Genomic DNA, 12,487 nt, shown 5'->3' with positions numbered 1-12,487 from the left:
CTCTCCCGTAAGCCTTCCCGAACTTCAGAGGGCTTATAGCGAAGAGTTGAACCAGCGCACATAGCCCAATGCCAAAGCGCCGGCCTGTCCGAGCCAGAATAGCAGACCGGACCTTGTAGTGAAGTCCTTTAGACTTACCTTGACAATACTCCGACAATCGGCAATATCGCGATCCCCAGCACCACCGTGGACGGCGACTTGCAAGGATTCTGGAGTTCCTGTGGGAGGTGCAGTAAACGGGCAGACGCTCGGGATTATTGCAAGCTCGGCAGGTGGCGCCGGTGTGGCATCGAATGTTTTATTTAATATTGCAGCTCCGCAAGCAATCTCACAAGCCGTCAAGTGTGCGACTGGGGGCATAACCTGCACAGGGTCATTGCGCAGCGTGTGTATGGCGACCTTTCAGCCGTGGCCAATCGATGCGGGGTTTGGTAACGCGCATTATGTGATGCTCCCTGGCACCGTGGATTTCACTACCATGTTGGCAGTCCCGACGGACTTACTCTTTAAACTCTCCTGCACATCAAACGGTATACATGGTCAGACGGAATCCGACGCACATAGCTATGGTGCGAGTTATTTGGGGCTGCTGTCTCCGAGTACACGATACCAGACCCAGCCGTGGCCGTCGCCCCTAATAGCTAACTTTGAGGCTTCGACGACCGCCCAAAATCCCTTCATCACAGGTGCGACCTGTAAGATTCAGTGTGAAACTCAGGGTGCGGATGTGATGATTAATGGAGCAACGACGGGAGGTTTGGGAGCGGCTTCCGGTGGAACTCAAGCGCTCATTATCGCCTCGCCAAATTTGGGAGTAGGAAACTAGAAACACCACTCAAAATCTCGCTGGCTGCGCGGCGTGGCTCGATTGTCCCAGGCCCGGATTGAGCGAGCTCTGCTGCACCATAGCTCCAGGATTGACATTTATGAACACCATAGCTTAGCCTTTGGCTATGGAAAACAAGCGGTCGAGATCGGATCGAGCGAAACGAAGCTCCACAACTCGACGAAGCCCGGCGACAATTGTATCGGCGAGCGCCCTCAGCCTCGCGCTAATGGCGTTCACCGGGCCGGCCCATGCGACCGAGAGCGTCATTTACAATTTTCCAAGCACTGGGTCACCGGCCGGCGTGATCGTTGACAAGAGCGGCAATCTCTATGGTACGACGCCGGGCCCGGGCGGTTCGGTGTTTTCGCTCACCCCGCCCGCCGTTGCCGGCGACCCGTGGGGTGTAACTATTATTCATGAATTTCCAAGTTCTGGAAGCGACGATGGATCTAACCCGGTCGCCAGCCTGCTCGCTGGAAGGGGTGCCCTCTTCGGAACGACACAGGATGGTGGCGCGTCGAACTTGGGCACGGTCTTCGAAGTGACGCCACCCGCGACTGCGGGCGGCTCGTGGGGCGAGAGTGTGCTCTACTCCTTTACCGGTGGAAGCGACGGCTCTCAACCCGTCGCGAGCCTGATCGCAGATTCGAGCGGGATCCTTTACGGGACGGCCCAGCTTGGTGGCGCATCCGGCTTGGGGACGGTGTTTTCCCTCAAGCCGCCGAGCAGCGCCGGCCCCTGGACGGAGAGCGTCCTCCACTCATTCACGGGCGGAAGCGACGGCTCCCAGCCAGTGGCCGGACTCGTCGCTGATCGCAGTGGCACACTCTACGGAACCACGCAGTTCGGCGGCGCGTCAAACTCCGGCACAGTCTTCGCGCTGACGCCGCCTCCGATTTCGGGGGGCGCGTGGAGTGAGAGCGTGCTGTACGCCTTTACGGGGATAAACGATGGCGGCGAGCCGCTCGCGGGCCTGCTACTCGCCCCCAACGGCGCGCTCTACGGCACGACGTTGGAGGGCGGCCAGAGATTTCAGGCGTTTTGCTCCAGCAATAAAGGCTGCGGCGTCGTCTTCAAGCTGACCCCGCCGACGACCCCTGGTGGTCTCTGGACCGAGAGCGTTCTGCACAGATTCCTCGGCGAGGACGTGGGCTCGTCAGACGGATCGAGTCCGGCAGGCAGCCTTCTGGCTGGCCCCGCTGGCACCCTCTATGGCACAACCTTATCCGGCGGTGGTTCCTCGTTCGGCGAAGGTACGGTCTTCAAGCTGACCCCACCGACGACCCCTGGCGGTCTCTGGACCGTGAGCGTCAAACATGCCTTCTTTAATAACACAGGTGACGGAGTTCTCCCGGCATCTGGTCTCGTATTCAGCAATCACGAACTTTTCGGCACCACCGAGAGCGGAGGCGAGTCGGGTCTCCAAGGCACCGTGTTCGAGGTAACCCCCTAGCGAAGGTGCCTCGCCTTCGCCGGTGCTCTTACCAGTGCGGCGGATCCGCCGCTGATGAACGTGACCGTGACCGGCGTGGGCCGATGACCCGCGAGAACACTCACACGCGAGCGGCGTCATCGAGTTCGATTGTGCGTTCAAGAAACTTGACGGCGTGGCCGGCGTCAAATCCGAGCATCGCGCGATGAAGTCATTTGCAATGAGAGCGGCGGCGCAAACTGGGGTGCTGCTGATTCCGGTGGCGCTGACTTTTGTCGCGGCGGGAACAATCCAGTACTGGCAAGGATGGGTTTTCTGGCTGGCGTTTCTCGGCTCTTCGAGCGCGACCGGAGTCTATCTGATCCAGCACGATCGCGCGCTGCTCGCGCGGCGGATGCGGGTCGGCCCGCAGGCGGAATCGCGGCCGCGCCAGAAGCTGATCGTGGCGCTGCTTTTCGTGATGTTCGTGGCGTTGGCGATCGTGCCGGGGCTGGACTATCGGTCGGCTGGTCTCACGTGCCCGGCGCGATTGTGATTCTCGCGAATCTGGTCATCGTGGCGATGTTCGGGTTTTTCATTCTGGTGATGCGCGAAAACAGCTTCGCGGCGTCGACGATCACCGTCGAGGCCGGGCAGCATGTGATCTCGACCGGGCCATACGCGTACGTACGCCATCCAATGTACGCAGGCGCGGTACTGATGATCTTCGCGATGCCGCTTGCGCTGGGTTCCCTATGGGGATTGCTGGTCGCGGTGCTCGCATTCCCGATTCTGCTGGCGCGAATCTTTGACGAGGAGCGTGCGCTCTCGGCGGAGCTTGCGGGCTACAATGACTACCGCCGCCGCGTCCCCTGGCGATTGATTCCGCGGGTCTGGTAGCGCCGCCGCGTATGCGGCGGGAGCGCTAGCCCTGGCAGCAAATCTATGAAAATCTGATTTTGTGGGATTGCGCATTTCAGCGACCAAGGCTGCCCGGAGCTTCTCGGAGCTGATGAACCGGGTCCGTTATGGGGGCGAGAGCTTCACCGTCGAACGCGGCGGCAAGCCGATCTGCGAAATTCTGCCGGCGCGGCCGCCCAAGTTCAGCGGGGCCGAGCTGGTGAACCTGCTCCGCACGCTGCCCAAGCCGGATGAGGACTATCTCGCCACCGTGGAGAATTTGGTGAAGCAGCAACCCGTCGTGGCCGAGTCCGGATGGCGACGCTGATCGACTCAAGCGTGCTGATCGCGGCGGAGCGGGGCCAGCTCCTTTTCGACGAGATTTTGGCGCGTTATGCGGAAGATGACGTCGCGATCTCGGCGGTGACCGCCTCTGAGCTTCTGCACGGCCTCTATCGCGCACGGACGGCGGCTCAACGGCAACGGCGCCAGGCTTTCGTCGAGGGCTTGCTCGCGCAGCTTCCGGTGATCGCTTTTGATCTGACCGTGGCGCGACTACACGCCTCGTTGTGGGCCGACCTGGCCAAGCGTGGTATTGCGGTGGGCGAGCGGGACTTGATGATCGGCGCCACCGCGGTAGCGAAGGATTACGCCGTAGCCACACGCGACGAGCGAAGCTTCCCGAAGATACCGGGCCTCGAGGTGCAGCGTCTTTGACGGGACACATGATCTTGATCTGATAGAGCGGAATCTTCATTTCTATCTCGCGATTGACGCCGCCGTCTTCATAATCCAGGCTGGCCACCACTGTCGTGCAAATGAACTATATATCTGGAACTTCCAGGATGAGAGATGAAGAAGACTGGCGCGGGCCAAGGGCAGACGGCCTCGGCACTCATTTCGAAAAGAATCGCCGAACTCGGGGACTGGCGCGGGGCAACCCTCAGCAGAATGCGCAAACTCATCAAGGAAGCAGACCCGAACGCCGTCGAGGAATGGAAGTGGATGGGCACTCCGGTATGGTCGCACGACGGCATCATCTGCACGGGCGAATCCTATAAGAAGGTCGTGAAGCTGACCTTCGCCAAGGGCGCGTCTCTGAAGGATCCGGCCCGGCTCTTCAACTCGAGTCGCGACGGTAACGTACGCCGCGCGATCGATATCCACGAAGGCGAAGAAGTTGACGAGTCGGCCTTCAAGACGCTCGTTCGCCAGGCGGCCGCTCTCAACAGTTCCGGCAAGTCGAAACCTGCGAAGAAAGCGAAGTCTTAAGGGATTCCGCGCCGCCCCTGAACAGCTCCGCGAGCGTGGTGGCGAAGGTGTCGTGGGAATAGTTTCGATCCAGCGGTTTCAGACCCGCTGCTGCAGCTCTACTTCAAATCCTGGCGGAAGATGAGAAGGCGGGGGATGCGGGTGCGGTCGTAGCCGCGCCATTTGGCGGCGGGCGTGGCGCTTGCGGTGACGCGGCGGAATTTGAGCCGCGCGAAGAAGCGGGCGGCGTTGGCCTCGGCGGTGCAGGCGAAGACGTAACGCAGACGGCGGGCGCGGGCCTCGGCGACGACCTCGCCGACGAGTTCCTGGGCGACGCCCTCGCGCTGGAAGCGGGTCAGGGTGTAGAGGCCGGTGATTTCGCCGGCGCGCTCGCGGCGGTAGGGCTCGGTCAGCAGCGAGACGATGCCGGCCAGATTCTCGTCGCCGACGCGGTAGCCGAAGCACGAAGGGAGCAGGCGGGCGATTTCGTCGTCGTCGCGCGGCAGCAGCGAACCTTCCTTCTGGCCGCGCTTGATGAGCGTGGCGGCCTCCTCGAAGTCATCGATGGCGATCGGCCGGACGTCGCCGTACTGGTGCTCGGTGAAGAGCGTGCCGGCGCCGATGAAGCTGAAAAGCTCGTCATAGACCTCGCGCGGGGCGGTCAGATTGACCGAGGGGACGCCGTCGCGAAGCGCATGGCCGGCGGCGCGGACGAGGGCGCGGCGGAGCGGGCTGGTCTCGCCGGCGAGGACGCGGCGCAGACGCTTGATCTCGACGAAGGGCAGGCGCGCGCCGTCGCCATTGTCGAGGCCGCCGCCGCGGTCGAGCAGGATAAGCTTGAAGACGCGCAGGCGCGCGGCAAGCTCGCGAGCGAAGACGACGAGATCGGCGGCATCGCCCGAGTCGACCGCGGCGATCACGATCGCGCCTGAGCGCAGGCCGCTCCAGATTTGGGTGATCGCGGAATCGGGCGGATAGGGCCGGGTGCGGAGTCCGCGCGCCGGATTGAAGGTTGGAATTTCGCCGCGCGGAGCGAGACGGCCGAGGCGGCGGAGGATCCGGGGCAGGGCCGCGGTCGAGGCGATGAGGATGCATCGGGTGGAGTTGCGCTTGAGCTCGCGCAGCGTACGGACGAGGGCGTCGAGTTCGCTCAAGCGCTCGCCGCTCGGCGGAATCAGCGTGAAGAGCAGGCTCTTGCCGTAGAACTCCTCGAGATAGAAGGCTTTCTCAGTAAAGACCGGCCCGCGGCGGGCGGGCGCAGTAGCGCCGCACGTATCGCTCAAGTCGCCGAGTTAATGGGGGACGGCGGAGCGGTCGCGCCGCGCACGGAAGCGACAAACGGGGCGTTGCGCGGGCGCGAGGAGGCGACTTCACTCAGGTTGGTATGGGCGAAGACGTCGAGCAGGACGCGCTGCCCCTGCTCCCACACCCGGTACATCCGGCAGCTCGGCTGCAGATCGCAGGAGACCGCGCCGTCGACGCAGAGGTTGAGGGTGATGGGGCCTTCGACCGCCTCGATTATTTCGCGGAAGGAGATGGTCGCGGCGGAGCGGCCGAGGTAGTAGCCGCCGCCGGGTCCGCGCCGCGCGCGCACCAGTCCCCCGCGCATCAGATCGCGAATGACTTTCTCGAGGTAGTACTTGGGGATGCGCTCGGCGCGGGCAATTTCGAGGCCGCGCGCGACGCCCTCGGGATGGTCGGCAAGGTGAATCATCGCGCGGAGGGCGTACTCGATTTTGCGCGGTATCTGCATCAGGCTCATGGCCGGCCTCCGCTGATCAGCTTGCGCGCCGTCGCGGCGATCGGTGATTTCGCGGCGCGGCCATTATGCAGATATGGGGCGGCGATGCGCTCGACGTATTTGACCAGCATGTCGCTCTCAAGATTGACCGCGTCGCCCGGCTGCTTGAAACCGAGCGTGGTCATCTTGAGGGTGTGCGGGATCAGCGCGACGGAGAATTTTGCCGCCGCGCCCAGATTCGGCTGTGCGTCGCCAGCTAAGAGTTTTGACGCAGCTCGCAGACTCGCGTGCTCGCTCCGCTCAGCAGCCTTCGCTCCGCTAGCGCATATATCAAAGACGGTGAGGCTGATGCCGTCGATGGCGACCGAACCTTTCTCGACGAGGTAGCGCGCGACGAGCGGCGGCGCGGCAAAGGTGTAGAGCCGCGAATCACCCTCGGGGGTGATCGAAACGATGCGGCCGACGCCGTCGACGTGGCCCGAGACCATATGACCGCCGAGCAGTTTTTCGAGCGTCAGACAGCGTTCGAGATTGACGCGGTCGCCGACCTTGAGCGCGCCCAGAACCGTGCGGCGCAGCGACTCGGGCGAGACATCCATGGTGAAGGCGCCGCGAGTTTTTTTGGTGACGGTCAGGCAGCATCCGTTGACCGCGATCGACTCACCGATTGCGATACGCGCGAGCGGCAGGCGGGTGCGAATCGTGACGACCGCGCCGTCGGCGGATTGGTCGAGGCGCTCGATGGTGCCGAGGTCTTCGATGATGCCGGTGAACAAGGGATTTGATGCTCGACTAAAAGTCCAGAAAAATCATACTTTTTATTTTACACCTGCACAAGCATGGCGCTGCGGCTGTGTGTGTGTAAGAGACGGGATGATTTGATCTTTCGGCAATTTTGGCCGGACTAGTGCGGACTTGGCCAGACTTGTTGATCCGCGACCTCGGCGCGACTTGCTGGGACGGGCAGCGGCGCGAAGCGTTGAACCCTAGCAACGGCGGGGCTTTGGCCCGCGTGTGAACCCGTCGTCAGACCGCGCGTGAGGGCCACGTGCAGAGGGAACGACGGCAGGAAAGCCCGGCTCGTCAGATCAAACCATCCCGCCGACAGATTGGAACCGAAGAAGGCGCAGAAGCACGCGACGTTAGGCAGACGCGGGTCCTAACGGCGTCGCTCGACATTTAGATCAAACCATCCCGCCGATGCGGAAAAATGTCGAGCGACGAGCCTAAGCGCTTGAAATATCGACACTATTTGCGCTTGAAAAGGTCGAGCGAAGGAAAAAAGGTCGAGCGAAGATCGCCTTCGCTCGACATTTTTGGAGGCTCTCAACGGCCTGCTCCTGCCCTGACGATGACCGCCGGCGCGGATCGAGGGTGAACGGCTGTTTATTAGTCGAGCTAATCGAGAAGAACGTTAGCCGTCAAGGGTCCGCGCAAACCAAACGACGCGAGAGAAAATAGCGTCGGCGTATGCTCTGATCGGCATCTTGTAGGGCATGTAAACCGGGTTGTCACATATAATGTGAAAGCTCCCGGTGCCCTCGAGCTGGATACGGCGGATCAAAAAAACTGGAGGCGGCCCGAGTAAAATGACGGCATACAGACCGTCGCGAAGCATCCGGCGATCATCGGCGAAGTTCACCAGCACAAGATCGCTGTCTTGGATGGTGGGCGCCATCGCGTCGCCGTTTGCGTGAGTGAGGAACAGCGTCTCCGGCTTAGGTGAACCAGGTAAGCTTCGCAGCAAATTAAGTTGGAAGGCTAGTTGAGCGACGCCGTGGAGCTCGCCTTTAGGCTTTCCCGGTTCGCCGATATTCGTGGTCGAATCTATAACGACATAGCCTTCCGGAACCAGGTCGGCCTTCATCTCGCCTCTGCCAGTTGCCAGCCATTCGACTGAAACTCCCGCGGCTTCCGCTAGATCGATCAGTTTTTTACGACTCGGCTCTGAGTCCTTCAGCCAAAGATGGATCGTGCTGTCGGAGACTCCGGCCTTAGCGGCGAGGGCAAGAATGCTTTCCGCATCACGGATCACTGTTTTTAGCCGTTTGACGAAGCCGGAATGACTTTTCGGATCGGGCTCGGCGACCGTGTGACTCGGCGTTCGCCTGTCTACTCTCGGAGTTCTTGCCTTCATCTCTCGGAGTTCTTGCCTTCATCTGATAATTATGAGACTAGTGCCTGATAATTATGAGACTATCGCCTTGCCTATGCCGAGAACTTACCACAAAGCGAAGCCGGATACCGCTAGTTCGTGGGACCGGCCAGCGATCATCGCCGCGCTATCGCGGCGAGGCTGGAGCATTCGGCGGCTAAGCGTCGAGCACGGATATTCTCCAAAGTCTCTCGGTCTGGCGCTACGCCAGCCCTGGCTCCGCTCAGAAAAAATCATCGCCGATACGATCGGCGTCAGCGCCGAAGAAATCTGGCCGGCGCGTTATGCGAAACGCAGTGGCCAGCGAGGGGATCAATGATCGCGTTGCCGGCAGAGCAGATCGCAAAGGCGGCCGGGTGGTCAACTGATCATCTTAATCGAGTCGCAAGCGAAGCCGGCATCCCGAAGCGGAAATTGGGGCAGGCTCACCGAGCTCATTATACATCCGAGATTTTGCGCGCCTTCTCAAAAGCGCGCCACCGAACAAAGCGACAAACGATCGAGAAATTATTCAGTTCGGCCGCGGCGGCAGGGCTGAGTTCAGAAGGCGAACGCGCATCGAGTAGAGCCGATGCGCGCGAGCGCGGCGGTGCAACGCTGCCGATTTCCGCTAGGGCCGGCGCCGCGGCCGTCAAGTCGTTGATCGAATTGCCGGATTCGGCGGGCGTGGTAGCGATGGCGCGGACCGAGGTCATCACTAGCCTCAGGAATTTACGCTCCACGCCGGGCTAAGTGATGCCCTCGCGCGTGAGCGTTTCGTCGAGTTGTGCCGGATGGGTGAGATCGAGCTACCGACGGGAGTGACCAAGGTCAGCCCGCCAACTCTGATCCGATGGACAAAGCGGGCGAGTGATGGGATCGCCGGGCTCTCGCCGAAATACGGAAAACCGCGCGGGTAGCGGGATCATGGAGTCTAGTACGGAGCTCCGCGATCTCGCGCACGCGATGCTCGCTCAGTTCGGGCGCTCGCTCAGGGCGCCGCGGATCCGCGAAGCGATGGCCGTGCGGTTTCCGGAGGCTCAACTCCCATCGCTGACCACGATCAAGGATTACACAAAGCGCTGGCGCATCGAAAATCCGGCGCTCGAAGAGGCCCTAAACGATCCCGACCGCTTCAAAGCCAAACACCGAACTAAGATCGCGCACGCGGACACCGACGTTGTCCGGTTAGCTCAGCTTTGGGAAATCGACGGCACAACCGGCGATATCATGCTGAAGAACGGCCGCCGTTACACGATTCTCACAGTAATCGACATATACTCACGGCGCTCGATGTTTCTTGTAGCGCCGTCGGAAAGCGCAAGCGCAGCTGCGCGCCTGATTTGTAAAGCGATCACCGCGTGGGGCGTGCCCGAGGAGATCGCCGGCGACAATGGCGCCGGCTTTGTCAGTGAATATCTGCAACGGCTGCTCGCGGATTTGGGGATCATCTATACGGCACGTCCGCCCTTCCGGCCTGAGCTGAAATCTCATGTCGAGCGGATGAACAGGACTCTGTCGCACGAGTTCTTTCCGATGTTGCCAGGCTTCACCGGCCACAGCGTTGCGGAGCAGCAAGCGCGGCGCGCGCGACAATCTTTTGCAGCACGCTTCGGCAAGAACAGGGCTGAACTGTTTGAGGCGGCGCTGACGGCCGAAGAGTTACAAATTAAAATTGATATTTGGGCCGACAAAGTTTACGGCGAGCGGCCGCATAAGGGGCTCGCCGGCCGGATACCGAACGCGGTAGCGGCGGCATGGCGCGGCGGTGTGCGGTTCATCGACGACCGCGCTGAATTGGAGCTGCTCGCTCAAGCCGCAGTGAAGCGCAAGATCGTGGCCGGCAGAGTGACGATCGAGGGTGTCGATTTCATCGCGGAGGAACTGAGTACGCATTGCGGCGAACAGGTGACGGTCTTTCCGCACCCGTCCGGAAACATGGGTCTCATCTATGTATTTCGCGAAACTCGGCGCGGGCGTGAAGCGCTTTGCGTCGCCGTCAATCCCGAGCGCGCGGGGATAGATCGCGACACACTCGCGATCACAGCGCGGCGGTTTCAAAATAAATTCATCAACGAGCGACGGGCGGAAACGCGACGCCTGGTCAAGCGGATCAATCCCGCGAGCCTCGCGGATGAGGTGTTGAAATACGCCACTGAAAACGCACCGACCGTCGTGCCGGAACATGAGCGGATTTCCTATCAGACACCAGCGCTGACGGCGGCCCGCGAAGCGATCAAAGGTGCCGCGGCGGTGGACCTAAGCAATGTTAGCCAGCTTCGGCCGCAGATTGAGCTGCGCCTGCCGCCGGCAGGTAATGATTGCAGTTACGATTTCGAGGCAAAATCTCCAGCAGAAGAGCGCTTCGACAAATATCTAGAGCTCAAATCGATCCCGCCAGAGCAGTTGAGCGAGGCGGATGCTCGACGAATCCTGATTTACGAGACCGGGCCAGAATTTGAGGCGCGCAAACAATTGGGGTTGGTGGCATGAAGCGCAAAATCGTGCCGACGCAAAACATCGCTGCCGGCGTGGCGATGATCAACCGCCTATCGAGCCACTCTCAGCCGCTAGGACTGATTTATGGCGGCGCCGGTCTGGGTAAAACCGCGCTTACCGAAGAGATCCTCAAGAGTGGCGACGTTGTATATGTCCGCGCTTGCGAGGCGTGGCGAACTTCGCGCGGCATGATGTTAAAGGACATTCTTAACGCGGTTGTCCCTCGCTGGGGTGCGGAATGGCATTCGACTGAGTATTTGTATAGGACGCTGCTAGACGAACTGCGTACCCGCCCGAATCTAATTTTGTTACTTGATGAGAGTGACTATCTGGCGCGCGGGAAACATCACGACTTGCTTAATGCAATTCGCGATCTCGCCGACGGAGCGGGCATCCGCGTTGTCTTCATCTCGATCAACAGTCTGGCACGATTACTGGCGAGTCCGACTGAGTTTCTCGAAGCGGTAAGCTCGCGCATCGGTGGCATGGTTGAGTTCAGGCGTTGCTCCCTAGCGGACGCTTCTTTGCTCGCCCGTGAGTTGGTTGAAGGCGTGGCGTTCGAGCGCGAGGTTATTGTGGAATGTCTCCGAGCAAGCAACGGCTCGATCCGGGTCTTGTTGGGGCTGTTTGCGCAACTCGAACAACGCGCGCATGCCGCGAAGCTCGATGCTCTGAAACTTACCGACTGTGTCGATTTTGGGATTTTAGCGCCGCCGGCGACACCAGCCAAGGCCTCGACCGCGAAATCCGCAACTGTACCAATATCGCTTTCAGCGTTGACGGATCTGCCGGTCAGATCGGCAGTCGGGTGAGGCTAATGGTGCCAGAGGGAAATATCATGTCCGCCAAACTAGACGATAGGGAAATGCAAGTTCGCCGAGAGGTGACCGTGCGCGATGGGATCGCGGCGCTCCGTCAGCTCGAAACAGCATTATCCGGCAGTAAGCCTTTATCAGTGTTCGACCGCGAAGCGCTGACCCAGAGGATCGAAGCGGCGATTTACGATCTGGCGGCAGTGGTGATCGCGGCCGGGGCGTTCGTCGATGTCGCCAATCGGGAGCTCGCAGAAGCCGAATCCAAGCCGACGGGTATCTGCTCACGCTGTCACGCAACTCTGACGCGGACGCCCCAAGAGTTGCGACAGCATATCGAGTCTGTCGCGAAACAAGCTTACCAACATCAGGGCTGGCCGGTTGAGGCATTCGTCGAGAAAGTCTCGGCGGCGCTGGAGCCGGGCGATGAAATTGTCTGGTTGATAATCGGCGGCGCCTCAGTACGGCGGCGCGATGGCAGCGGCTATGTCGTATGGCGGGCGGACTCATGAGTGAAACGCTCGAAAAACTACTCGAAGACGTAGAGGTTGCGCGCGTGTTGCGGATCGAGCCTGAAACGCTGCGCGCCTGGCGGCGGCAGGGCCGAGGGCCGGTGTTCGTCGAGCTCGGCTCGAAGCTCATCCGCTATCGAACCGAAGATGTGCGGGCGTGGATTGCGGCGCATCGACGTGGTGATGGAGCTCAATGAACGGCGCACGAAAATCCGCAGACGAAACCATGCGGCGCCGAGTTGGGGAAGATCCACGTTTGATCAACGACAATTAAATTTGCTGGCTGACGACAATTAGAATTGCCGGTTGTCGTCGTCCCGGCGGCGCGCGAGAGAAGTGGAGCGAGGCGGTGAGGCTCCATGGTGAAGGACGCGCAGGTCGGGGTGTTGCGGAGAAGA

At 60.9% G+C, this 12,487-nt stretch carries 15 protein-coding genes; 9 read left to right on the top strand and 6 right to left on the bottom strand.

The genetic code is table 11. The features are described from left to right. Positions 1-1,055: 1,055 nt before the first annotated feature. The 6 genes from VKS22_00210 (at position 1,056) to VKS22_00185 (ending at position 4,412) form a co-directional block, all read left to right on the top strand. Complete coding sequence (locus VKS22_00210; GenBank protein ID HLW69023.1) at positions 1,056-2,282, top strand: choice-of-anchor tandem repeat GloVer-containing protein; 1,227 nt, start codon at positions 1,056-1,058, stop codon at positions 2,280-2,282. Between the two features lie 184 nt (positions 2,283-2,466). Beyond that, on the top strand, positions 2,467-2,796 hold the full coding sequence (locus tag VKS22_00205; GenBank protein ID HLW69022.1) for a hypothetical protein: 330 nt from the start codon (positions 2,467-2,469) through the stop codon (positions 2,794-2,796). Continuing rightward, positions 2,778-3,140, top strand: a complete 363-nt coding sequence (locus tag VKS22_00200) for an isoprenylcysteine carboxylmethyltransferase family protein (protein HLW69021.1) — start codon at positions 2,778-2,780, stop codon at positions 3,138-3,140. Before VKS22_00205 ends, VKS22_00200 begins: the two co-directional genes overlap by 19 nt. 112 nt (positions 3,141-3,252) lie before the next feature. Next, a complete protein-coding gene (locus VKS22_00195; GenBank protein HLW69020.1) occupies positions 3,253-3,468 on the top strand; it encodes a hypothetical protein in 216 nt (71 codons plus the stop codon). Then, the gene (locus tag VKS22_00190; protein ID HLW69019.1) at positions 3,456-3,857 is read left to right on the top strand and encodes a PIN domain-containing protein; all 402 of its coding nucleotides are present in this window, start codon (positions 3,456-3,458) and stop codon (positions 3,855-3,857) included. Before VKS22_00195 ends, VKS22_00190 begins: the two co-directional genes overlap by 13 nt. Positions 3,858-3,992: 135 nt before the next feature. Continuing rightward, a complete protein-coding gene (locus tag VKS22_00185; GenBank protein HLW69018.1) occupies positions 3,993-4,412 on the top strand; it encodes a DUF1801 domain-containing protein in 420 nt (139 codons plus the stop codon). Between the two features lie 98 nt (positions 4,413-4,510). Here VKS22_00185 and VKS22_00180 read toward each other — a convergent pair whose 3' ends face one another. The 5 genes from VKS22_00180 to VKS22_00160 form a co-directional block, all read right to left on the bottom strand. Continuing rightward, the gene (locus VKS22_00180) at positions 4,511-5,674 is read right to left on the bottom strand and encodes a GNAT family N-acetyltransferase (GenBank protein ID HLW69017.1); all 1,164 of its coding nucleotides are present in this window, start codon (positions 5,672-5,674) and stop codon (positions 4,511-4,513) included. Continuing rightward, positions 5,671-6,153, bottom strand: a complete 483-nt coding sequence (locus tag VKS22_00175; protein ID HLW69016.1) for an Rrf2 family transcriptional regulator — start codon at positions 6,151-6,153, stop codon at positions 5,671-5,673. The genes VKS22_00180 and VKS22_00175 overlap by 4 nt, the downstream gene beginning before the upstream one ends. Next, positions 6,150-6,908: a riboflavin synthase gene (locus tag VKS22_00170; GenBank protein HLW69015.1), complete on the bottom strand. Its 759-nt coding sequence runs from the start codon at positions 6,906-6,908 to the stop codon at positions 6,150-6,152. Before VKS22_00170 ends, VKS22_00175 begins: the two co-directional genes overlap by 4 nt. Before the next feature lie 638 nt (positions 6,909-7,546). After that, positions 7,547-8,269 carry a helix-turn-helix domain-containing protein gene (locus VKS22_00165; protein ID HLW69014.1) on the bottom strand — a complete coding sequence of 241 codons (723 nt, stop codon included), beginning with the start codon at positions 8,267-8,269 and terminating at the stop codon, positions 7,547-7,549. 455 nt (positions 8,270-8,724) lie between these two features. Continuing rightward, entirely contained in the window at positions 8,725-8,982 is a 258-nt protein-coding gene (locus tag VKS22_00160; GenBank protein HLW69013.1) for a hypothetical protein, read from the bottom strand. A 211-nt stretch (positions 8,983-9,193) separates the two neighbouring features. Here VKS22_00160 and VKS22_00155 point away from each other — a divergent pair, with 211 nt between their 5' ends. Genes VKS22_00155 through VKS22_00145 form a run of 3 tightly spaced genes read left to right on the top strand, consistent with a single transcriptional unit; the run spans position 9,194 to position 12,089 of the window. Continuing rightward, positions 9,194-10,759: a DDE-type integrase/transposase/recombinase gene (locus VKS22_00155; protein HLW69012.1), complete on the top strand. Its 1,566-nt coding sequence runs from the start codon at positions 9,194-9,196 to the stop codon at positions 10,757-10,759. Further along, complete coding sequence (locus VKS22_00150; GenBank protein HLW69011.1) at positions 10,756-11,577, top strand: ATP-binding protein; 822 nt, start codon at positions 10,756-10,758, stop codon at positions 11,575-11,577. The genes VKS22_00155 and VKS22_00150 overlap by 4 nt, the downstream gene beginning before the upstream one ends. A gap of 53 nt (positions 11,578-11,630) precedes the next feature. Further along, a complete protein-coding gene (locus tag VKS22_00145; GenBank protein HLW69010.1) occupies positions 11,631-12,089 on the top strand; it encodes a hypothetical protein in 459 nt (152 codons plus the stop codon). A 17-nt stretch (positions 12,090-12,106) separates the two neighbouring features. On the opposite strand, the gene VKS22_00140 is transcribed toward VKS22_00145, so the two are convergent. Beyond that, entirely contained in the window at positions 12,107-12,343 is a 237-nt protein-coding gene (locus tag VKS22_00140; protein HLW69009.1) for a hypothetical protein, read from the bottom strand. Positions 12,344-12,487 lie beyond the last annotated feature (144 nt).

It is taken from the genome of Candidatus Binataceae bacterium (assembly GCA_035308025.1).
In the GTDB taxonomy this organism is placed as follows: Bacteria; Desulfobacterota; Binatia; order Binatales; family Binataceae; genus JAJPHI01.
The sequence above is the reverse complement of the archived record's forward strand: the minus strand, read 5'-3'. Positions and strand labels throughout refer to the sequence as shown.